General features: G+C 71.1%; 18 protein-coding genes and 1 pseudogene. 9 read left to right on the top strand and 10 right to left on the bottom strand.

The features are described 5' to 3' along the window. Nucleotides 1-66 precede the first annotated feature (66 nt). On the top strand, nt 67-4,002 hold the full coding sequence (locus ACTFTM_RS19290) for a ThuA domain-containing protein (protein WP_449561868.1): 3,936 nt from the start codon (nt 67-69) through the stop codon (nt 4,000-4,002). A 57-nt stretch (nt 4,003-4,059) separates the two neighbouring features. Here the strand turns inward: ACTFTM_RS19290 and ACTFTM_RS19285 are convergent, their stop codons facing one another. Further along, entirely contained in the window at nt 4,060-4,512 is a 453-nt protein-coding gene (locus ACTFTM_RS19285) for a septum formation initiator (RefSeq protein ID WP_449561867.1), read from the bottom strand. A gap of 102 nt (nt 4,513-4,614) precedes the next feature. Here ACTFTM_RS19285 and ACTFTM_RS19280 point away from each other — a divergent pair, with 102 nt between their 5' ends. Genes ACTFTM_RS19280 through ACTFTM_RS19270 form a run of 3 tightly spaced genes read left to right on the top strand, consistent with a single transcriptional unit; the run spans nt 4,615 to nt 7,176 of the window. Next, nucleotides 4,615-5,310, top strand: coding sequence for a response regulator transcription factor (locus tag ACTFTM_RS19280; protein WP_449561866.1), 696 nt, complete (start codon nt 4,615-4,617; stop codon nt 5,308-5,310). Next, a complete protein-coding gene (locus ACTFTM_RS19275) occupies nt 5,307-6,593 on the top strand; it encodes an ATP-binding protein (protein WP_449561865.1) in 1,287 nt (428 codons plus the stop codon). Before ACTFTM_RS19280 ends, ACTFTM_RS19275 begins: the two co-directional genes overlap by 4 nt. 28 nt (nt 6,594-6,621) lie before the next feature. Then, on the top strand, nt 6,622-7,176 hold the full coding sequence (locus ACTFTM_RS19270; RefSeq protein ID WP_449561864.1) for a DUF5872 domain-containing protein: 555 nt from the start codon (nt 6,622-6,624) through the stop codon (nt 7,174-7,176). Here the strand turns inward: ACTFTM_RS19270 and ACTFTM_RS19265 are convergent. Continuing rightward, a complete protein-coding gene (locus tag ACTFTM_RS19265; RefSeq protein WP_449561863.1) occupies nt 7,160-8,068 on the bottom strand; it encodes a LysR substrate-binding domain-containing protein in 909 nt (302 codons plus the stop codon). The two genes, ACTFTM_RS19270 and ACTFTM_RS19265, sit on opposite strands and share 17 nt — an antisense overlap. Here ACTFTM_RS19265 and ACTFTM_RS19260 point away from each other — a divergent pair. Both ACTFTM_RS19260 and ACTFTM_RS19255 read left to right on the top strand, forming a co-directional pair. After that, nucleotides 8,067-8,618 (top strand): GNAT family N-acetyltransferase, encoded by a 552-nt coding sequence (locus ACTFTM_RS19260; protein WP_449566675.1) that lies wholly within the window; start codon nt 8,067-8,069, stop codon nt 8,616-8,618. The two genes, ACTFTM_RS19265 and ACTFTM_RS19260, sit on opposite strands and share 2 nt — an antisense overlap. 84 nt (nt 8,619-8,702) lie before the next feature. Next, nucleotides 8,703-9,218 (top strand): PepSY domain-containing protein, encoded by a 516-nt coding sequence (locus ACTFTM_RS19255; protein ID WP_449561862.1) that lies wholly within the window; start codon nt 8,703-8,705, stop codon nt 9,216-9,218. Nucleotides 9,219-9,274: 56 nt separating this feature from the next. Here ACTFTM_RS19255 and ACTFTM_RS19250 read toward each other — a convergent pair whose 3' ends face one another. Then, entirely contained in the window at nt 9,275-11,167 is a 1,893-nt protein-coding gene (locus tag ACTFTM_RS19250) for an ABC transporter ATP-binding protein (protein WP_449561861.1), read from the bottom strand. A 69-nt stretch (nt 11,168-11,236) separates the two neighbouring features. On the opposite strand from ACTFTM_RS19250, the pseudogene ACTFTM_RS19245 reads away from it, so the two are divergent. Beyond that, a pseudogene (locus ACTFTM_RS19245) lies at nt 11,237-11,777 on the top strand (pyridoxamine 5'-phosphate oxidase family protein). Nucleotides 11,778-11,849: 72 nt separating this feature from the next. Here the strand turns inward: ACTFTM_RS19245 and ACTFTM_RS19240 are convergent. The 6 genes from ACTFTM_RS19240 to ACTFTM_RS19215 all read right to left on the bottom strand — a co-directional run bounded on the left by ACTFTM_RS19240 (nt 11,850) and on the right by ACTFTM_RS19215 (nt 17,164). Next, a complete protein-coding gene (locus tag ACTFTM_RS19240) occupies nt 11,850-12,383 on the bottom strand; it encodes a hypothetical protein (RefSeq protein ID WP_449561860.1) in 534 nt (177 codons plus the stop codon). Between the two features lie 91 nt (nt 12,384-12,474). Further along, complete coding sequence (locus tag ACTFTM_RS19235; protein WP_449561859.1) at nt 12,475-12,852, bottom strand: DUF7668 domain-containing protein; 378 nt, start codon at nt 12,850-12,852, stop codon at nt 12,475-12,477. Nucleotides 12,853-13,181: 329 nt separating this feature from the next. Beyond that, nucleotides 13,182-14,435: a DUF222 domain-containing protein gene (locus ACTFTM_RS19230; protein WP_449561858.1), complete on the bottom strand. Its 1,254-nt coding sequence runs from the start codon at nt 14,433-14,435 to the stop codon at nt 13,182-13,184. A 144-nt stretch (nt 14,436-14,579) separates the two neighbouring features. Then, on the bottom strand, nt 14,580-14,813 hold the full coding sequence (locus tag ACTFTM_RS19225) for a hypothetical protein (RefSeq protein ID WP_449561857.1): 234 nt from the start codon (nt 14,811-14,813) through the stop codon (nt 14,580-14,582). Between the two features lie 103 nt (nt 14,814-14,916). Continuing rightward, nucleotides 14,917-16,134, bottom strand: a complete 1,218-nt coding sequence (locus ACTFTM_RS19220; RefSeq protein WP_449561856.1) for a chitosanase — start codon at nt 16,132-16,134, stop codon at nt 14,917-14,919. Nucleotides 16,135-16,267: 133 nt separating this feature from the next. Continuing rightward, nucleotides 16,268-17,164, bottom strand: coding sequence for a LysR family transcriptional regulator (locus ACTFTM_RS19215; RefSeq protein ID WP_449561855.1), 897 nt, complete (start codon nt 17,162-17,164; stop codon nt 16,268-16,270). A 71-nt stretch (nt 17,165-17,235) separates the two neighbouring features. On the opposite strand from ACTFTM_RS19215, the gene ACTFTM_RS19210 reads away from it, so the two are divergent. Both ACTFTM_RS19210 and ACTFTM_RS19205 read left to right on the top strand, forming a co-directional pair. Further along, nucleotides 17,236-18,114, top strand: coding sequence for a dihydrodipicolinate synthase family protein (locus tag ACTFTM_RS19210; RefSeq protein WP_449561854.1), 879 nt, complete (start codon nt 17,236-17,238; stop codon nt 18,112-18,114). Nucleotides 18,115-18,293: 179 nt separating this feature from the next. Further along, nucleotides 18,294-18,902, top strand: coding sequence for a hypothetical protein (locus ACTFTM_RS19205; RefSeq protein WP_449561853.1), 609 nt, complete (start codon nt 18,294-18,296; stop codon nt 18,900-18,902). 13 nt (nt 18,903-18,915) lie between these two features. On the opposite strand, the gene ACTFTM_RS19200 is transcribed toward ACTFTM_RS19205, so the two are convergent. Continuing rightward, entirely contained in the window at nt 18,916-20,541 is a 1,626-nt protein-coding gene (locus ACTFTM_RS19200) for a glycoside hydrolase family 43 protein (protein WP_449561852.1), read from the bottom strand. Between the last annotated feature and the right edge of the window lie 219 nt (nt 20,542-20,760).

Raw genomic sequence — 20,760 nt, 5'->3', positions numbered from 1 at the left:
CCGTAACGATGCATGCACACCACCACCGGCGTGATCGGCGCACGTCGTCCGCGAAAGGACCAATCCGTGCGCAGATCCCCGAGAGCATGGCTCGGCGCTGTGTTGAGCGCGATCCTCGTGTTGGGCGGCGTCGTCGCCACGCCACCCGCGGCCAGCGCCGCCCCGTTCACCGTCCTGGTCTTCAGCAAGACCGCCGGATTCCGGCACGGCTCCATCACGCCGGGCATCACGGCGATCCAGCAGCTCGGCGCGGCCAACGGCTTCACCGTCGAGGCCACCGAGGACGCCGGCCAGTTCACCGACGCCAACCTCGCCCGGTTCGCGGCGGTGATCTGGCTGTCCACCACCGGCGACGTGCTCAACGCCGCCCAGCAGGCCAGCTTCGAGCGCTACATCACCGCCGGCGGCGGGTACGTGGGCGTGCACTCCGCCTCGGACACCGAGTACGACTGGCCGTGGTACGGCGGGCTCGTCGGCGCGTACTTCGCCTCGCACCCGGCCGAGCAGACCGCCACCGTGAAGGTCGCCGACCAGGTGCACCCGTCCACCAGGGGGCTGCCGCAGCGGTGGAGCCGCTTCGACGAGCTGTACAACTACCGCACCAACCCCCGGGGCGCCGTGCACGTGCTGGCCACCCTCGACGAGAGCACCTACACCGGCGGCAGCATGGGGTACGACCACCCGATCTCCTGGTGTCAGAACTACTCCGGCGGCCGGGCCTGGTACACCGGCCTCGGTCACACCGACGCCTCGTACGCCGACGCGGCCTTCCGTCAGCACCTGCTCGGCGGCATCCAGACCGCGGCGGGAGCGGTCACCGCCGACTGCGGCCCGACGGTCACCACGAACTTTCAGCAGGTGGAGCTGGCCAAGGGCGCGGCCGAGACCGGCGAGCCGATGAGCCTCACCGTCCTGCCCGACCGGGGTGTGCTGCACACCTCCCGCGACGGCGTGATCCGGCACACCGACGCCGCCGGCAACACCAAGGTCGCGGGCACCCTCGCCGTCTACAGCGGCGACGAGGAGGGCCTCCAGGGCATCAAGGCCGACCCCAACTTCGCCACCAACCGCTGGGTGTACGCGTACTACGCGCCGCCGTTGAACACGCCCGGCGGGGGCGCGCCGGCCACCGGCACGGCTGCCGACTTCGCCGTCTGGGACGGGGTCAACCGGTTGTCCCGCTTCACCGTGAACGCCGACAACACCATCAACCTGGCCAGCGAGACGCTGATCCTCAACGTGCCCACCAGCCGGGGCATGTGCTGCCACGTCGGCGGCGACATGGACTTCGACGCGGCCGGCAACCTCTACCTGTCCACCGGGGACGACACCAACCCGTTCGACTCGGCCGGCTTCACCCCGATCGACGAGCGGGCCGGCCGCAACCCGGCCTTCGACGCGCAGCGCACCGCGGGCAACAGCAACGACCTGCGGGGCAAGGTGCTGCGCATCAAGCCGAGCGCGGCCGGCGGCTACACCATCCCGGCCGGCAACATGTTCGCGCCCGGCACGGCCCGGACGCGTCCGGAGATCTACGCGATGGGCTTCCGCAACCCGTTCCGGATGAGCGTGGACAAGGCCACCGGCGTCGTCTACCTCGGTGACTACGGCCCCGACGCGGGCACCGCCGACCCGAACCGGGGGCCGGCGGGCAACGTCGAGTTCGCGCGGATCGACCGGCCGGGCTTCTACGGCTGGCCGTACTGCACCGCCCGCAACGACGCCTACAACGACTACACCTTCCCGTCCGGGCCGTCCGGGCCGAAGTTCGACTGCGCCGGCGGGCCGGTGAACAACTCGCCCAACAACACCGGCATCACCCAGCTACCACCGGCCGTTCCGGCCTGGCTGCCGTACGGCGGTTCCGGCTCGCCGCCCGAGTTCACCGGCGGTGGCCTGTCGCCGATGGCCGGCCCGGTCTACCGGTACGACCCGAACAACACCTCGCCCGTGGCCTTCCCGCAGTACTACGACGGCACCTTCTTCGCGGGCGAGTTCGGCCGCCGCTGGATCAAGAACATCACGCTCGACTCCACCGGTCAGCCGCTGAAGATCAACCCGTTCCCGTGGACCGGCACCCAGGTCATGGACATGGAGTTCGGCCCCGACGGCGCGCTCTACGTGCTCGACTACGGCACCGGCTGGTTCAACGGCGACGCCAACTCGGCGCTCTACCGCATCGAGTACGCCCGCGGAGGCCGGGCGCCCGTCCCGAAGGTCACCGCCACCCCCACCAGCGGCACCGCGCCCCTGACCGTCGCCTTCTCCTCGGCCGGCACCCTCGACCCGGACGGCGACCCGTTCACCTACGCCTGGGACTTCGACAACAACGGCACCACCGACTCGACGGCCGCGAACCCGAGCTTCACGTACACCACCAACGGAACCCGCAGCCCGACACTGACCGTGCGGGACACCACCGGCAAGACCGCCACCGCGAGCGTGGTCGTCACGGTCGGCAACAGCGCGCCGGTGGTCACCGTGAACACCCCGTTGAACGGGCAGACCTTCACCTTCGGGGACGCCATCCCGTTCTCCGTCACGGTCACCGACGCCCAGGACGGCACCGTCAACTGCGCCCGCGTCAAGGTGAACTACGTTCTCGGCCACGACTCGCACGGCCACCAGCTCGGCAGCGCGCAGGGCTGCACCGGGGTCATCCAGACCTCGGCCGACGGCGAGCACGACACCGCGGCGAACATCTTCGGCATCATCGACGCCGAGTACACCGACCTCGGCGGGGGCGGCCAGCCGGCGCTGACCACGCACACCCAGGCGGTGCTGCAACCCCGCGCCCGCCAGGCCGAGCACTTCGGTGACTCGTCCGGCGTCCAGATCGTCGCCGGGGCGGCCGGGCACGGCGGGGCAGCGGTCGGCTACATCGACAACAACGACTGGATCTCGTTCCGTCCGTACAACCTGACCGGCGTCCAGTCGTTCAGCGCCCGGGTCGGCGCGCCCGCCGGCGGCGGCGGGACGCTGGAGCTGCGCGTCGACTCACCCACCGGACCGCTGGTGGGCTCCGCGACCGTCACCTCCACCGGCGGGTACGCGAACTTCGCCACCGTCACCGGCGGGGTCACCGCCCCGACCGGCACCCGGACGCTGTACCTGGTCTTCAAGGGCGCCGGCCCGTGGTTCGACATCGACGAGTTCACCCTGTCCACCAGCCCCGGCGGGCCCGGCCCGGACCCGGACCCGGATCCCGGGACGGGCACCAACCTGGCCAAGGGCAAGCCGGCACGGGCATCCAGCTACGAGGGCGCGTTCGTCGCGGCCAACGCGTTCGACGGTGTCGCCGGCACCCGTTGGGGCAGCGCCTTCGGCGACCCGCAGTGGATCGACGTGGACCTCGGCGCGACGTACGCCCTCAGCCGGGTCAAGCTGACCTGGGAGGCCGCGTACGGCAGCGCGTACCAGATCCAGACCTCCACCGACGGCGTCACCTTCACCACGATCCGCACGGTGACCGGCGGCGACGGCGGGGTGGACGACCTGACCGGGCTCACCGGGTCCGGCCGGTACGTCCGGCTCCTCGGCACCGGACGCGGTACGGCGTGGGGCTACTCGCTGTACGAGTTCGAGGTGTACGGCGGCACCGGCACCCCGACCGGCGGCAACCTGCTGTTGAACAAGCCGACGACGACGTCCAGCACCGAGGGGGCCGACGTGACCGGCGCGCAGGCCGTCGACGGCAACCTCGCCACCCGCTGGTCGAGCACGTTCTCCGACCCGCAGTGGATCCGCGTCGACCTGGGCAGCCCGACCGCGATCGGGCGGGTCAAGCTCGCCTGGGAGGCGGCGTACAGCAGCGCGTACCAGATTCAGACCTCCAACGACGGCACCACCTGGACCACCGTGAAGACGGTGACCGGCGCCGACGGTGGCGTGGACGAGCACAGCGGCCTCGGCGCGAACGGCCGCTACCTGCGCATCTACGGCACGGCCCGGGGGACCGGCTACGGCCATTCGCTCTGGGAGGTGGAGGCGTACACGAGCTGAACCACCACCACGACGTGGCCGGCACGGTCCTCCGTGCCGGCCACGCCGCTCGTCCCGCTAGTCGTCGGCGACGGCCACCGGCTCGGTCCCGATGCAGCGCACCTTCAACTCGTGCTTACCGGCCGATCCCTCGAAGGTGACCTCGACGTCGTCGTCGGGGCCCCGGTCCACCTCGTGCACCCGGTAACCCTGCGCCGGCGCCCACGACACGAGGCGTACCCCGTCGGGACCGCACTCGGCCACGGCCGTGCCACCGTCGGTGGCGAAACTGCGGCGGACCCCGGCGCTCGCGCTCGGCGCGGCGCTCACCGTGGACGGCCCGCCGACGGTGCCGCTCGGCACGGGCTCGGGTGAGGCCAGCGCCCGCTCGATCTCGGCCTCGCTGCGCACCCCGCCCGGCGTGCCGGTGATGCTGTCACCCACCAGCCGGATCGCGCCCAACCCGATCAGGGTCGCCACGGCGACCGTGGCCACCCATCCGGCGGCGACGAGGACCGAACGACGACTCATGGCACCGACTATCCCCGATCCACTGTTGTCGCCGGCACATCCGGAGGCTAAGGCACGGTTAAGGCGCCTCGCGCCGGCGTCGGCACCGGCTAGCCTGCCTGCGTGGCCCGCCTGCTGCTCGTCGAGGACGACCTGACCATCCGTACCCCGCTGCTGCGCGGGCTGGCCGAACGCGGCCACGCGGTCGCCGCGGCCTCGACCGCGATGGCGGGCCTGCGGGACGCCCTCGACGACCGGCCCGACCTGGTGGTGCTCGACCTGGGCCTGCCCGACCTGGACGGGCGTGAGCTGCTGCGGATGTTGCGCGCGGTCAGCTCGGTGCCGGTCATCGTGGCGACCGCCCGCGACGACGAGTCGGAGATCGTCCGGGTCCTCGACGCGGGCGCCGACGACTACGTGGTCAAGCCGTTCACCGCCGCGCAGCTCGACGCGCGTGTCCGCGCTGTCCTGCGCCGAGGTCCCGCCGGCGTCGACGCGCAGGATCCGTCCCTCGTGGTGGGTGGTCTGCGCGTCGATCCCCGGTCCCGGCAGGTCACCCTGGACGGCACGCTGGTGGAGCTGACGCCGCGCGAGTTCGACCTGCTGCACCACCTGGCCGGGCGACCCGGTCAGGTGGTCACCAAACGCGAGCTGCTCACCGAGGTCTGGCAGATCCCGTACGGCGGGGCCGACAAGACCGTCGACGTGCACCTGTCCTGGCTGCGCCGCAAGCTGGGGGAGACCGCGCTGCAACCCCGCTACCTGCACACCGTGCGTGGCGTCGGCGTACGCCTCGAAGCGCCCGCGGCCCGCCCGTGAGGGCGCGTCTGGCGCTGTTGGTCGCCGCCGTCAGCGTCCTCACGCTCGTCGCGTTCCTGGTGCCGCTGGCGCTGCTGGTGCGGACGGTCGCCCAGGACCGGGCGACCGTCCGGGCCACCGCCGACGCGCAGAGCCTCGTGCCGGTGGTCGGCACCGCCGACGCGCCCACCATCCGGCTCACCGTCGAGCAGCTCGCCGCGGAGTCCGGCCGACCGGTGAGTGTCTTCCTGCCAGACGGCACGGTGCTCGGCGCCCAGGCGCCCCGTACGCCGGCGGTGGCCCTGGCCGCACGCGGGCAGAGCCTCACCGGGGAGTCGGCCGCCGGCCGGGAGGTGGTCATCGCCGTGCAGGGCCGGGCGGACGGCACGGGCGTGATCCGGATCGTGGTGCCCCGGCAGGAGCTGACCTCCGGGGTGGCCCGGGCCTGGCTGGTGCTGGCGCTGCTCGGTGTGGTGCTGGTGCTGATCGGGCTGGCGGTCGCCGACCGGCTGGCGCGCACGTTGGTGCGGCCCATCAGCGACCTCTCCGCCGTGTCGCACCGCCTGGCGAACGCCGAGTTGGACGCCCGGGTCGTACCCGCCGGCCCGGCGGAGCTGCGCGAGGTCGCCGGCGCGCTCAACCACCTGGCCGGCCGGATCCAGGTCCTCCTGCTCCAGGAACGCGAGCAGGTCGCCGACCTGTCCCACCGGCTGCGGACACCTCTGACGGCGCTGCGGCTGGAGGCGGAGTCACTGCGCGATCCGGACGACGCGGCCCGGATCGCGGCCGCCGCCGACGGGCTCGAACGGGCGGTCACCGGGCTGATCCAGCAGGCCCGCTGGCGTCGCGCGCCGGCACCGGGCACCGCCGCCTCGGACGCCGCGTCGATCGTCGCCGACCGGGTCGCGTTCTGGTCGGTGCTCGCCGAGGACACCGGCCGGGCCGTCCACCTCGACCTGGCCCCCGGCCCGCTGACCGTCGGAGTGGCCGCCGACGACCTGACGGCCGCTGTGGACGCCCTGCTCGGCAACGTCTTCGCGCACACGCCCGACGGCACGCCCTTCACCGTCCGGCTCGCCTCCGACGCCGGGGAGGTGCTGCTCACCGTCGCCGACGACGGCCCCGGGATGCCGCCGGGCGCCGTCCAGAGGGGTGCCAGCGCGGCCGGCTCGACCGGGCTCGGCCTGGACATCGCCCGCCGCGCCGCCCAGACCGGTGGCGGCCGGCTGGAGCTGCGTGCCGGCCCGGATGGAGGGGCGCAGGTGGTGCTGCGCCTCGGCCCGCCACCGCAGCGCCAGGCATAGCCGCTGCCCAGCCGGGTAGCTGGCACCCATGGCGCGGTATACGAAACCCGAGCTCAGAGAGCAGATCAAAGAAGAGATCAAGGCGTCCGACAAGGGCGGCAGGCCGGGTCAGTGGTCGGCGCGCAAGTCACAGTTGGTGACACAGGAGTACAAGCGGCGCGGCGGCGGATTCCTGGGCGAAAAGGACGACCGGCAGAAGGCGTTGCAGCGGTGGGGCAACGAGAAGTGGCAGACGAAGGAGGGCGACGCGCGCGCCCGCAAGGACGGCACGACGAGCCGCTACCTGCCCAAGAAGGCCTGGGACGAGATGTCCGAGAGCCAGAAGCGCGCGACCGACACCAAGAAGCGCGAGGCGTCCCGGACCGGCCGGCAGTACGTCGCCAACACCGGCCCGGCGAAGAAGGCACGACGCGACGCCACCACCGCCGGCCGGATGTCGGAGATGTCGGTGGCCGAGGCCAGCAAACTCGTCCGCGGCCTGGACACGCGACAGCTCCGGACCGCCCTGCGCAACGAGCACGCCGGCAAGGACCGCAAGACCCTCGTCCAGCGGCTGGAGGCGGAACTCAACCGGCGCGGCTAGTCGCGGGCAGGTCGGGAAGCCCGCCTGCGGTCCCGAAGCTCGTCGAGGTGACCCGGTCGTCGTCCCGGCGACGCAGGATCCGCATCTCGGTGGTGGCCTCGGTGCCGGTCAACGGCAGCACCGCCACCCGAGGGGGCGCCACGGCGGTGATGCTCGCCGGTGCGATCGTCACTCCGAGGCCGGCCGCGACCAGGTGCACCAGAGTGGTCCAGCTGCCGGCGTCCTGGACGATCCGCGGCGTGTAGCCGGCGTCCAGGCACGGCCGGAGATTGCGCTGGTAGGCCCGCTCGCCGGCCACCCGCGGGAAGAAGACGAACGGGTCGTCCCGCAGCGCCACGGCGTCGATCGCGGGGTCTGGGGCGTGTGGGTGATCGGCCGGCAGGACGGCGACAAAGGACTCGGTGGCGAACGTGACGCCGTCCAGGTCGTCGTGGTCGTCCGGGTCCCGCACCACGCCGAGATCGACCTCGCCGTTCAACAGCCGGTCAACGATGTTCGCCGTGTACGCCTCGTGCAGGCGTAGGTGGACGGCCGGGTGGCGTTCACGGAAACGACGGATCGGCCCGGCCAGCCCGAGCTGGATCGCCGAACTGACGAAGCCGATGTCGAAGCGCCCCTGCTCCCCGCGTCCGATGCGGCTCGCCTCGTGCACGTCGTCGGACACGGCGGCCAGCACCCGCCGGCACCGGACGAGGTACGCCTCGCCGGCGGGCGTCAGCGCCACCGACCGGGAGGTGCGGACGAACAGCGGCGTACCGATCATCGCCTCGAGCTGGCGGATCTGCTGCGACAGCGGCGGCTGGGCCATCCGCAGCCGCGCCGCAGCCCGGCCGAAGTGCAGCTCCTCCGCGACCGCGACGAAGTAACGCAGGTGGCGCAACTCGGGATCCATACGTCGAGGATACGAATCAGTCCCAACAAGATATTGGACGTTCGAATGGCGGCGACCGGAGAATCGGCTCATGAAGCCGAGCACGCTGACCGTCGCGTCGATGACCACCGCCGAGGAGGCCACGGCCTTCCGGACGCTCAACGAAGAGTGGATTACCCGCTTCTTCACCATCGAGGAGTCGGACCGCAGGACGCTCGGTGACCCGTTCGCCGCCATCGTCGAACCGGGCGGCGACGTGCTCGTGCTCCGCGACGGCGGGCAGATCGTCGGCTGTGTCGCGCTGGTGCACAGCTCGGCCGGCGTCTTCGAGTTGTCGAAGATGGCGGTGACGCCGGCGGCGCGCGGCAGGGGTCTCGGCCGCCACCTCATCGAGGCGGCGATCGGACGCGCCCGTCAGCTGGGCGCGGCCACCCTGTTCCTCGTCAGCAGCACCAAGCTCCCCAACGCCGTGCACCTCTACGAGACAGCCGGCTTCCAGCACGTCGGGGCGGACGAGATCCCGCTGTCGCCGTACACCCGCGCCGACGTCTTCATGCGGATGGTGCTCTGACCGCCGGCTTAACCCGGCCTTAGCGTTCGGACAGCGCGGTGCTATCCCGCTTCAGCCGATCCTCGTAGTCGACAACGAGGAAAGGTGGACACCATCATGAAGCGGACCAATCTCCTTCTGGCGTCGGCCGGCGGAGCGGCGGTGCTGGCGGTCGCCGGGGTCGCCCTCGGCGTCACCGCCGCGAGCGGCTCGCGCCCCGACACGACGCTCGCCGCGGCGACCGTCGCGCCGACGGCCGACAGCACCACCGCCGCGCCGGCGACCGCCGATCCGTCGTCGACCGGAACACCATCGGGTACGCCGACGAGCGGCGCCCCGTCTGCGGGCGGCGCGCCGGCCGGCACCGCCGTCGACGAGAAGCGAGCCGGTGAGATCGCCCTCGCCGAGGCTGGTGGCGGTCAGATCGTGGAGGTCGAGGCCGAGCAGGAGCACGGCCGCCAGGTCTGGAGCGTCGAGATCGTCGCCGGCGACACCGAGCACGAGGTGGACGTCGACCGTGAGAACGGCTCGGTGGTCGAGGCCGAGCAGGAGCCGGTCGACCACGACGACGACGCCGACGACAAGGACGACGACGCGGACGATGACGGCGACGACGACTGACCGTCGCGTCTCGCCGCCCGCCCCGGGGACCGACCCGAGGCGGGCGGCGTGGTGTCCTAGATCGGCACGCGTTGTTCCTGGACCGTCGGTTGGTCCTGCGCGAACTGCGTGCGGTACAGCTCGTGGTAGCGACCACCGGCCGCGAGCAGGTCGCCGTGTCGTCCGCGTTCGACGATCCTGCCGTCCTCCACCACGAGGATCTGGTCGGCCGCCCGGATGGTGGAGAGCCGGTGCGCGATGACCACGCTCGTGCGGCCGGTCAGGGCCTCGGCGAGAGCGTCCTGGACCGCCGCCTCCGAGGTGGAGTCGAGGTGCGCGGTGGCCTCGTCGAGGATGACCACGCGCGGCCGGGCCAGCAACAGTCGCGCGATGGTCAGCCGTTGCCGCTCGCCGCCGGACAGGCGGTACCCGCGTTCGCCGACGATGGTGTCGAGGCCGTCGGGAAGCGCACGGATCAGGTCGTCGAGCCGGGCCCGCCGGAGCACGTCCCACATCTCGTCCTCGGTGGCGTCGGGCCGGGCGAACGCCAGGTTGGCGCGGATGCTCTCGTGGAAGAGGTGCCCGTCCTGGGTCACCACGCCGAGCGCCGTCCGGATCGACTCCGCGGACAGGTCGCGGACGTCGACGTCGCCGAGCTTCACGGTCCCGTCGTCGACGTCGTACAGGCGGGGCAGCAACTGCGCGATCGTCGACTTGCCTGCCCCGGACGAGCCCACCAGGGCGATCATCTGACCCGCCTCGGCACGGAACGACACCCCGTGCAGCACGTCCTCGCCGCCGCGCGTGTCGAGCTTCACCACGTCCTCGAGGGACGCGAGGGACACCCGGTCGGCCGACGGGTAGCCGAACCGTACCCCGTCGAACTCGACCGCGACCGGTCCGTCGGGGAGGCGGCAGGCATCGGGCTTGTCGAGGATCAGCGGTTTCAGGTCGAGGATCTCGAAGACCCGTTCGAAGCTCACCAGCGCGCTCATCACCTCGACCCGGGCGCTGGCCAGCGATGTCAACGGCGCGTAGAGGCGCGACAGGAGCAGCGCGAGGGCGACCACCGTCCCGGCGTCGAGGCTGCCCCGCAGGGCGTACAGGCCGCCCAGTCCGTAGACCAGGGCGAGCGCCAACGAGCCGACCACGGTGAGCGCGGTGATGAAGACCCACTGCAACATCGCGGTACGGACGCCGATGTCCCGTACCCGTCGTGCCCGGGCCGCGAACTCGGCGGACTCCTCGGCCGGCCGCCCGTACAGCTTGACCAGGGTCGCGCCCGGCGCCGAGAACCGTTCCGTCATGCGTGTGCTCATGGCCGCGTTGTGCTCGGCCGCCTCCCGCTGTAGACGGGCGAGCCGTGAACCCATGCGGCGGGCCGGCAGCACGAAGATCGGCAGCAGGACGAGCGCCAACAGCGTGATCTGCCACGAGAAGCTGAGCATCACGGCCAACGTCAGCATCAGCGTGACCGCGTTGCCGACCACACTGGACAGGGTGTCGCTGAAGGCCCGCTGGGCGCCGATCACGTCGTTGTTCAAGCGGCTGACCAGCGCGCCCGTTCGGGTCCTCGTGAAGAACGCCACCGGCATACGTTGCACGTGGTCGAAGACAGCCGTCCGCAGTTGGACGATCAACCCCTCGCCGATGCTGGCCGAGAGATAACGCGTCACCAGACCCAGGCCGGCCTCGGCGAGGGCGATCACGGCGATCAGGACGGCCAACCGGACCACGACGCCGCCGTCCGCACCGTCCACGATCGCGTCGACCACCCGACCGGCGAGAATCGGCGACGCCACCGTGAGCACGGCCGTCACGACGCTCAACAGCAGGAACCTGACGATCAGTGCGCGGTGTGGCCGGGCGAACCGCCCGATCCGCTTCAGGGTGGCGCGGGTCAGCGGTCGCTCGTCCCGCTGGTTCATCGCGTGGCGCAGGGACGTCCACGCGGTAACTTCCATGCTCATGCGTACCTCCGATGTCGGAGGCTAGGACCTCACCCGTACTTGAGGTCAAGCCACGCGATAAGGTTCCGTATGCCGTTGACGAATCCATGGCTGGCCGGGCCTACGCCGGCCGGGCGGCTCGATCGTGAACGGCTCGAAGAACGCATTCTCAACCTGCTGTCGTCGCAACATGTGCGTGCTCGCGACCACAGGCCCGGACGGGCCGCTGGCCACCCCGGTGCGGTACTACCCGCTCGGCTTCACGGTGCTGTTCACGGCCGCGCCGCGTTCGCCGAAGATGCGCAACATCGCCGACGATCCGCGAGTGTCCGTCGGGATCTTCGCGCCACTGGTCGGGCTGGCCAGCAGTCGAGGGGCTCAGGTGTTCGGAACTGCCCGGGTGCTCGACCCGGGGCATCCGGACCGCGGGCACTACTGGGAGGCGTTCCGATGGGAGAACGAGCACGCCGAGCGGGGACGGTTGCTGTCGGAGCCGCCCAAGGACACCCTTGTGGTCGTTGAGCCCGAGCGGATTGTCTATACCGAGCACTGGCTGCGACGTGAAGGGTTCGCACCCCGCCAGGTCTGGCGCCGCACGTCACACGATCGGCCAACCTGCCCCAGGGCCTGACGCACGTTCCTCTACCCGGCCCCTGGTCCTCGGCGCTGCTGTCATCCGGCACAAGCTGAGCGGCACTGACACTCATCCGGCATCGATGAGGGACCACTCTCGAGGAAATTCGGCGTGCAGCAGGTCGGTGATACTGGCGGGTGGAAAGTCCGGCCAGGAGCGTCGCGGATCGTGCCGCCGGTTGAGACGTCGATCGAGGAAGCGCTGCGTACGTATGAGTCCCTCGGTCGCCTCACTCACGCTGAGCGCGCCGTCCTGCACGGCTACGGCGTATTCGTCGAGATCCAAGACCTGGTAGGGATGGTCGCCGGGTCCCACGATCACGTCGATCCACAGGTCGTCAACCGCGACCATGCTCCCATGGTCAGTGACTCGTACCAGGTCGCAGTACCACCAGCCCTGCTGCTCCACCGGAAATATGATCGGCTGATTGATCTGGAACCCATCATCGAGCAACACGAAGCTGCGCTGCTCATACGGCCGATTGTCGAGGTCAAATCCCCAGTCGTAAACGATGGCGTCGCCAAGACGTAGCCCCGCCGCGCGAAGCTTCCCGTCGCGCACCACGGCCACCGGCGTCGGTCTGCGCTCGGAACCATCGGTCACACGCAACAGCTTCACAGGTCGACGAGCCGACGACCAACCATTATCGGCAGGACAGACCTTGACCGATTGTCGGGACGTGTGGATCGTTCGTTCAGGGGACGTAGACGAGGTTTACGCGGTAGCGGTATCCAGGTCCGTGCTCGAAGACGTCGACATCGAGGACCAGGTCGCTTCTGCCTTCTTCTTCGGTCCAGAGGTCTACCAGGCAGCGCCAGTGATCGCCAAGCCACAATGCAACTGATGTGTTCCAGCATTCGTCTGGTGGGGTGATCAGCGTGACGGCGCCGTAGTTGTCAACCGCCTGGAGGCATTTTTGCGAGAGTTCGCTAGGAACTGGGTCTACTGGCGGCAGACCTGCGCCGATGGCGGCGTCTCGTCGCACCAGCGAGTCCACGACCGCCTTGAGCGTCGGCCGCCAGGCCTGTGGAATGGAACCTTCGAGCGAGGCATCCTTCACCGGATCGCCCACGTATGCCTCCTTCGCGGTGCCAACATGTGATCCAATGATCTTGGATAGGCGGCGGCGTGGGCCTTGGTGGCGGGGTGGCCACGGCGCGGTCACCGCCACCGCGCCGGCCAAGGTGAGCACCTGCCACGGCTGCGCGTGGCCGTTGCGCACGACGAGGCACCACGTCCGGGTCCGCTGGCGGCGAGGCACTGGGTGACTACGGTGAGCATGGGCGTACCTCCCGACCCGCGTTGGCGCGGCCTGGTTGATTCCTTCACTCGCACTCCGTGGGAAGGCGCGCCCTTCCCACGCCCATCCACAGGTTCAAGCATTGCCCCGCAGACCTTGAGCTAGTTGCGTCGGTGGTAGTGGTTACGGCGGGGGATCTGGTTGGGGTCCAGCCAGGCTGGCGGGACGAAGATCGGTCGGCCGTCGCTGTCGAGCTGGATCGTCCACTCTCCTTTATGGACGTGGCGATGGTGGTGACCGCAGAGCAGGACGGCGTTGGTGATGCTCGTGGACCCGCCGTCGACCCAGTGACGGATGTGGTGGGCGTCGCACCAGCGGGGCGGACGGTCGCAGCCCGGAAAGGCACAGCCACGGTCACGCAGCACGAGGGCGCGGCGCAGGGCACCGGTCACGAGGCGGCGCTGCCGGCCGACGTCGAGTGGCTGGCCGTTGCCGCCGAGCACAGTGGGGAGGATGGCGGCGTCGCAGGCGAGCCGACGCACCGTCTGCGGGGTCAGGGTGAGTCCGGTGTCGAGCGTGCCGGCGCCGAGCTGCTGGCTGAGAGTGTCGTAGTCGCTGGTGACGACGATCTGGGCGGGCTCGCCGCCGCGTTCGGGTAGCTCACCGGTGCGGAGAGCGAGTCGGCAGACGTCGGCGAGGGCGTCGTGGCGGCGTTGGCCCGGCGTACGGGTGTCGTCCGGGCCGGTGGGGCCGCTGAGCGGGTCGATGGCGGCGCGGAGCAGGCCGGCGGTCTCGGCGTCGAGGGTGCCGGCGAGGCGCAGCCGCCCGTCGGTCTGCTCGGACACGGTGAGGTGCCGGTCGCGGTCCGCGCGGCGGGCGTCGGCGTCCAGCGCGGCCTTTGCGGCGGCGTCGGCGACGTCCGGTGCGACGTGGTCGAGGATGCGGGTGCTCATCCTCCGCAGCAGGGTGGGGTCGAACTGTCCGGCCCATTCGACGAGGACGCCAGCGGCTTTGTCGGCGACCGCGGCACCGGCGGCGGAGTGCACAGTGGTCACGGTGTCGGCGATGACGCGGGCCTGCTCGGCGGTGATGGCACCTTCGGCCAAGGCCTGCTGTGCCCCGTCATTGCGGCCGTCGTCGAGGGCGGCGGCAAGGTCGACGAGGCGCCGCGCGGCAGGAATCGTGAGGCGCAGACGTTCGCGGAGCCACACGGTGGTGCTGCACGCGCCCTGGGCGCGGGCCGTGCCGCGACCGTCCAGCTCGCGCACGAGGGTCAACTCGAGCGCGGCGAGACGTTGCGCGAGGCGGTGCGCGGCGTCGAGCGCAGCGACAAGTTCGTGCTCGGTGAGGCTCCAGGCGGACGCGTCCAGACATGCGGCGACTGCCTCGTCTGCCTGCGTCAGCTCCTCGACCACGCCTTGATGTTAGAACAGGTGTACGACAACTTCAGTAGTCATGATCGATTGGATGTGTGGGCGGTGCGATCCTCGGCGGTCGGCGAGACGGGCGGGCTCGCTGGAGTATCGAATAGTCGCTGGCGGCGTGCTGCCAGCATCGCGTCAATGCCGCGCGGAGCTGACGAACCAGGTGCCTGAGCCCACATCGATGGGCTCGTCAATCCACTGTTGCACGATGGTGGCGAGCTGTGGCGTCATAGGCCACGCATCCACGATCCACCCGTCGGGCGTCATCTGGACGAGGGAGCGGAGCGATTCGCCGACCTCTGCGGGCAGATCCCACGAGCGCTCAAGGAAATCGTCCGCGCCGAACTTCTCCACCGTGTTGACCACCACCCAGGAACCTTAGCGCTGCGCGTGGGGACGAACCCGATCGTGATCGCGCCGCCACCCGTGCCCTTCCGAGGCGTGGGTGGCGGCGCGAGGCGTCACCTGGCGATCAGCCGATGCGGAACTGCTCGCCGTAGACGGCGAAGGCCAGCGGCGTGTTCAGGTTGAAGTTGCCGTTGTTGAGGAAGACCCGCTGAGCCGTGTCGACGCGGGAGGTGTCCGAGTGGGCCTCCTCCTTGTTCATCTCGATGACCCGCTCGTCGAGGAACGCGTTGAGCCAGGTCCGCTCGTCGCCACCCTGCGCCGGGGGCTTGGCCCGGGTGAGGGCGCGGCTGCGGATCTGACGCATGCCCTCGTACCCGTGCATGACCGCCGCGTCGTAGTAGGCGAACTGGCCGAGTGCCCGTACCCCGTCGTTCTTGCCGTCGCGGACCGACGGGTTGAAGTAGACCCGGTCCCGCTCGGCCTCCTGCGCGGCCCGGAACACCGAGTCGTTGGCGGCGGTGCGCCAGTCGCGGGTGAAGTTCGGGTCGAGGCCCGCGTGCGAGGCGGTGCCGTTGACGGCGCGCAGCGCCGGCAGGTAGCCGGCGAGCACGTTGCCGGGCTTGGTGTTCGTGTACGCCTGGACGAGTTCGAGCATGTCGCCGGTGCCGGAGCAGAAGCCGATGATGCCGGCGGTGTAGCCGCGACCGTCGCCAATGTCCTCGATGTAGGAGAACTGGGCACGCCAGTCGAGCGAGGAGTTCTCGGCCGCCGAGACGAGCTGCATGGCGACGTCCTTCTTCGCCGGATCGTCCAGGTTGGTGCCGGTGGAGCCGCTGGCGGTCGGCGTGGGGGTGGGGGTGCTGCCGCCCGGCAGGGTCCACTGTTGGTTGGTGGTGCCGCCGCAGGTCCAGATCTGCAGTCGGGCGCCGTTCGCGGTGCTGCGGTCGGTCACGTCGAGGCACTTGCCCGAGGCGGTGTTGACGAGGGCGCCGCCGCTGCCGGCGGTCCACTTCTGGGCGCCGGTGTTGTTGCAGTCGTACAGCTGGATCTTGGCGCCGTTGGTGGTGGACGCGGCGGTGACGTCGAGGCACTTGCCGAGCGCGCGGATGGAGCTGTCGCTGTTGCCCACCGTCCACGTCTGGGCCGCCGAGCCGTTGCAGTCGTAGAGCTGCACCGCTGTGCCGTTGGCCGAGCTGGCGCCGGCCACGTCGACGCACTTGCCGGCCAGGCCCTTGATCGGGCCGGCGGTCGCGGCGCTGGCCGACGGCAGGCCGTAGCCGACCGCCGCGACGCCGATCAGCAGGGTGCCCACGGCGTAGGCGGCTGTTCTCTTGCGCACCATGGTGTTCCTCGGGGAAGGGGCGGCAAGCCGCCGGCCGGTGGGTGCCCGGCGCGACGTTGGGCCCCGGCGGGCACCCGAGTATCAGGAAACTGTATTAACAGATAGCAGTATGTCGATCACCTGTCAATCGGGCTCAACCGGGCATTGCGGTGGCGGCACCTCGCAGTGCGGAGACGCACGCGAGCACGGCGGGGTGGTCGCCCGCGCCCCTGCGGTAGGCGACCCGCGTACGACGGCGGATGGCCAGCGGAAGAAGTCGAACCTCCGGGCAGGGCCGCGGGATGGCGAGCTGGGGGACGAGGGCGACGCCCTCGCCCGCGGCGACCAGCGCGAGTGTGGCGATGAAGTCGTCGACGTGGTGCCGTACCGCAGGAGCGAAGCCCGCCACCTGGCAGACGTGCAGGGCCACCGCGTGACAGAGCGTCCCGGGAGTGCCGACGATCCACTGCGCGTCGCGCGCTGCGCCGACCGGATCGGCGTCGCCGTCCCAGACAACCCCGGGGGGTACGGCGAGGTGGACGGTCTCCTCCAGCAGCGCGATCGAGTCCAGCGCCGGGTCGGGCGCGACCGGCGCGATGTCGTAGTCGTGCAGCAGCGCGACGTCGAGTTGCCGGCTCCGCAGGGCGGCCGGCATGTCGACGGGATCCAACTCGGTGATCATCAGGTCGAGCGCGGGATGGTCGCGGGCCAGGGTCACCAGCGCCGCCGGGAGCAGGGTACGGACGGCGCTGGGATAGGCGCCGATGCGGACGCTCCCGCGTAGTCCCGTCCGAGCCGCGGCGAGGGTCGCGTCGGCGGCTTCCAGCGTGGCCAGGATGACCTCGGCGTGCCGTACCAGCGCGGTCGCTGTCGCCGTGAGGGTGACCCGGCGGCCGGTGCGCTCCAGCAGCCGGGTGCCGGCCTCCCGTTGCAGGGCGGCCAGTTGCTGCGAGACGGCGGACGGCGTGTAGGCGTGGGCCTCGGCGACCGAGGCGATGGTGCCGAGGCGGGCCAGGTCCCGCAGCAGAACGAGACGGCGGACGTCAAGCATCAGCTCAGCTTATGTATTGCGTGAGCAATCGGAACTGGACCTACGCGGTTCGGTCGATCGAGAGTGAAGGCATGACTCTGACCGGCCTGTACGTGCCCATGATCACCCCGTTCGACGCGTCCGGCGCCGTCGCCACCGACGCGCTGACCGCCCTGGCCGTCGACGCCCTGGACGACGGCGCGGCCGGTGTGGTCGCGTTGGGAACGACGGGCGAGCCGGCCGCCCTCAGCGACGAGGAGCAGAGCGTGGTCCTCGACGTCCTGGCGGCGGTGTGCCGTGCACGCGGCGCGCGCCTGCTCGTCGGCGCCAACAGCGTCGCGGCGTTACGCGCGCTGGGGGAGCGGCCCGAGGTGACGGCGGCCCTGAGCCTGGTGCCCCCGTTCCTCCGTCCGGGGGCCGCGGGAGTGCATGCCCATTTCGTCCACCTCGCCCAGGCCAGCCCGGTGCCGCTGGTCGTCTACCACGTCCCTCACCGGACCGGGCAGCACCTCGACGCCGACGATCTCCGCCGGCTCGCCGAGGTGCCCGGCGTCGTCGGCGTCAAGCACGCCACGGGTGGGATCGACGCGGACACGATCGACCTCCTCGCCGACATTCCGCCCGGCTTCGCCGTACTCGGTGGTGACGATCCGTTCCTGTCGCCGCTGCTGGCCCTCGGCGCGCACGGTGCCATCACGGCCTCGGCCCAGGTCGCGACGGCGGAGTTCGTCCGGTTGGTCACCCACTGGCAAGCGGGCGACGTCGTCCGTGCGCGGTCGCTCGGTCATCGACTCGCGAGCCTGTCTGCCGCGCTGTTCGCCGGTCCCAACCCGACCGTCATCAAAGCGGTGCTGCACGCGCGGGGACGCGTCCCGACCCCGTCGGTGCGACTGCCGCTGCTGGCCGCCGACCAGGACGCGACCCGGCGGGCGCTCCGTCGGCTGGACGCGTTGACGGGCGCGCCGGGGTGACCGTTCCGGCCGGGTCGTGCCCCGCGACGCGACACCCCGGAGATGAAGATCATTTGTTCATCCGGCCGTTGCGCGGCCGTGCTCGCCGGTCGCTATCGTCAGCCCGCGCGCGGGCCCGGTGCCTGGAGCGCACAGACCAGTGCGCGTCAGCAGCGCCACCGACCCGCGAGGAGCGTCCCATGGCAGTCGATCTCCGCCGTACCCTGCCCTGGTGGGCCGCCGCGACCGCCGTGCTCGCCGTGGCGGCGCTGTCGGCCTGCGGTAGCGCCGACCACGCCGGGCCGGCCGCCGCGCCCGCCACCAGCGGCGCGGCGGCGGCGACCACGCCGCCCGCGCCGCCGCGGGGAAAGCTGCGCGGGTACGGCACGGTGCAGCAGCTCACCGAGGCCGCGGACCTGGTCGTCCGCGGCCAGGTCGCGACCGCGGGCCTCCGGGTCGACGAGGTGCTGCGGGCCAGGACCGATTCCGGGGTACGCCCCGGAGCGTCGATCGCACTCGCCAGCCTCGACGCCGGTGTGGCGGACACGGCCCACATGTCGACCCTGGACGTGGGTCAGAACGTGGTCCTCTACCTGTCCCGGGACGCGGCGGCCGCGACGCCGACGTACCGGACGCTCAGCGGCGACTTCGGCGTCTTCGACGTGACCGGAGCCGGCGACGACGCCGTCGCGTCCACCCGCTCGCAGGCGATGGCCGTCACCGGCCTGCGCGCCGAGGACGCGACGGCGTCGGGTCACGGTTTCCGCACCACCCTCGGCGAGTTGCGCGCGGTGGCCCGGCGGCCGTGAGGCCTCCGCGTGCTCAGTGTTCCCGGTAGGTGGCGTGGTCGAAGTCGGCGTACACCCCGTCGCCACCGAGATCCTGCACCCACAGTCCGACAAAGGCCCCGGTGAAGCCCCACGCTGCGGGCTCCCCGTCGATGATCAGCGCGGCGTGCTCGTCGGACAGGATGGTCGCGTCCAGATCGACGGGCAGGCGCTGCCAGCCGGCGCCGAGGTCGTAGTCGAAGCGCACCACGGGCCCGTCGAACACCGCCCGCAGACCGACCCGGCTGACACCGCTGGCGTCGACGGTCAGCTCGGGGTACGGGGTGCGCCGGCCGTTGTCGGAGCTGAGCAGCTCCAACACCGTCCGACCGTCGTCGGCGCGGGTCAGGTAGAGGTGATGCCAGTTCAGGGTGTTGTAGTACGCGGTGATCCCGGCGAGCTGCCGGTGGTCGATCGGATCGAACTCGACAACGGTCTCCAGCGAGCAGTGGGTCGCCCCGACCCGTCGCGCGACGAGGCTCGGCGCCTGCCGGCCCACCGGTGACTGTCCACCGTGGACGCGCAGGTGCGAGGGCCGGGAGCGCAGGTCGATCCAGTCCGCGCTGGCCGGCCGGCGCAGCGTCGACCAGCAGGATGCCAGTTCGGCGGCGTCGAAGTCGTCGGTGGCGGGCTCCTCGGGCCACGGGTGCGGCGACAGGTCCGGGGCGACGACCTCCTCGGCCGGCACCCCGCCGGGGATGCGGGGCCAACCGCCGTCCGGCCACTCGACCCGCTGGATGGCGGTCTCGCGCCCGAGCACGCAGTTGCCCAGGGGCGAGTAGGGGCGACCGACCAGGTGGGCCAGGTACCACCCGCCGTCGGGGGTCTGGACCAGGCTGCCGTGCCCCGCCTTCTGCAGGCGCAGGTCGGGTCGGCCCACCGAGGTGAGCAGCGGCCCGTCCGGGTCCACCTCGTACGGGCCGAACAGCTCCCGCGAGCGTGCCACGGTGACCTGGTGTTCCCAGCTCGTGCCGCCCTCGGCGGTGATCAGCCAGTACCAGCCGTCGTGGCGGTACAGGTGCGGTCCCTCGGTCACCCCGACCGGCGTACCCGTGAACAGGATGCGGGGCCGACCGACGAGACGACGGGCCGCCCGGTCGTACTGCTGAATTTCGATGCCGCCGAAGCGGTCCCGGCCCGGACGCCAGTCCGCGCTCATGCTCAGCAGCCAACTGGTGCCGTCGTCGTCGTGGAACAGGGCGGCGTCGAAGCCGCGCCCGTGCAGCTTCACCGGGTCGGACCAGGGCCCGGCGATGTCGGGCGCGGTGATCAGGAAGTTCTGCGGGTCCCAGTAGCCGCTGGCGAAGCTGGCCACGTCGCTGTAGACGAGGTGAAACTCCCCGTCGTGGTACGTCAGGTCGGGCGCCCACACGCCGTTCGAGTCGCCGCAGCCGCGCAGATCCAGCAGACGGCGGTCGGTGATGATCCCACCCAGTGGGCGCCAGTTCACGAGGTCGCGCGAGTGGTGCACGCGTACCCCGGGATACCACTCGAAGGTCGAGGTGGCCAGGTAGAAGTCATCGCCGACGCGCAGGATCGACGGATCCGGGTGGAACCCGGCGAGGACGGGGTTGCGGATCGACCAGGCAGCGGTCGCCACGTCAGCGGTGTCGGTCGACACGGGGGCTCCTCTGTGCGGTGCGGCTGTGAAACTTCCGGAAACTTGCGGGACCAGATCACTGGAAGCCCCTCGTACGGTAGCCGGTCTTATCGCGATAGGACAGGGGTCTTGACCGCTGGGGGAACTGCTCGTAGCGTCCCGGCCATCGATCGGTAATACCGACGAAGCAATGAAAGTTCCGGAGATCCAGGTTCGAACCCTTGCCGGCTCGGCCGGCGT

Source organism: Micromonospora sp. RB23 (assembly GCF_053585025.1).
Note: the sequence above shows the minus strand (reverse complement) of the source record. Positions and strands in the feature narration are given on the sequence as shown.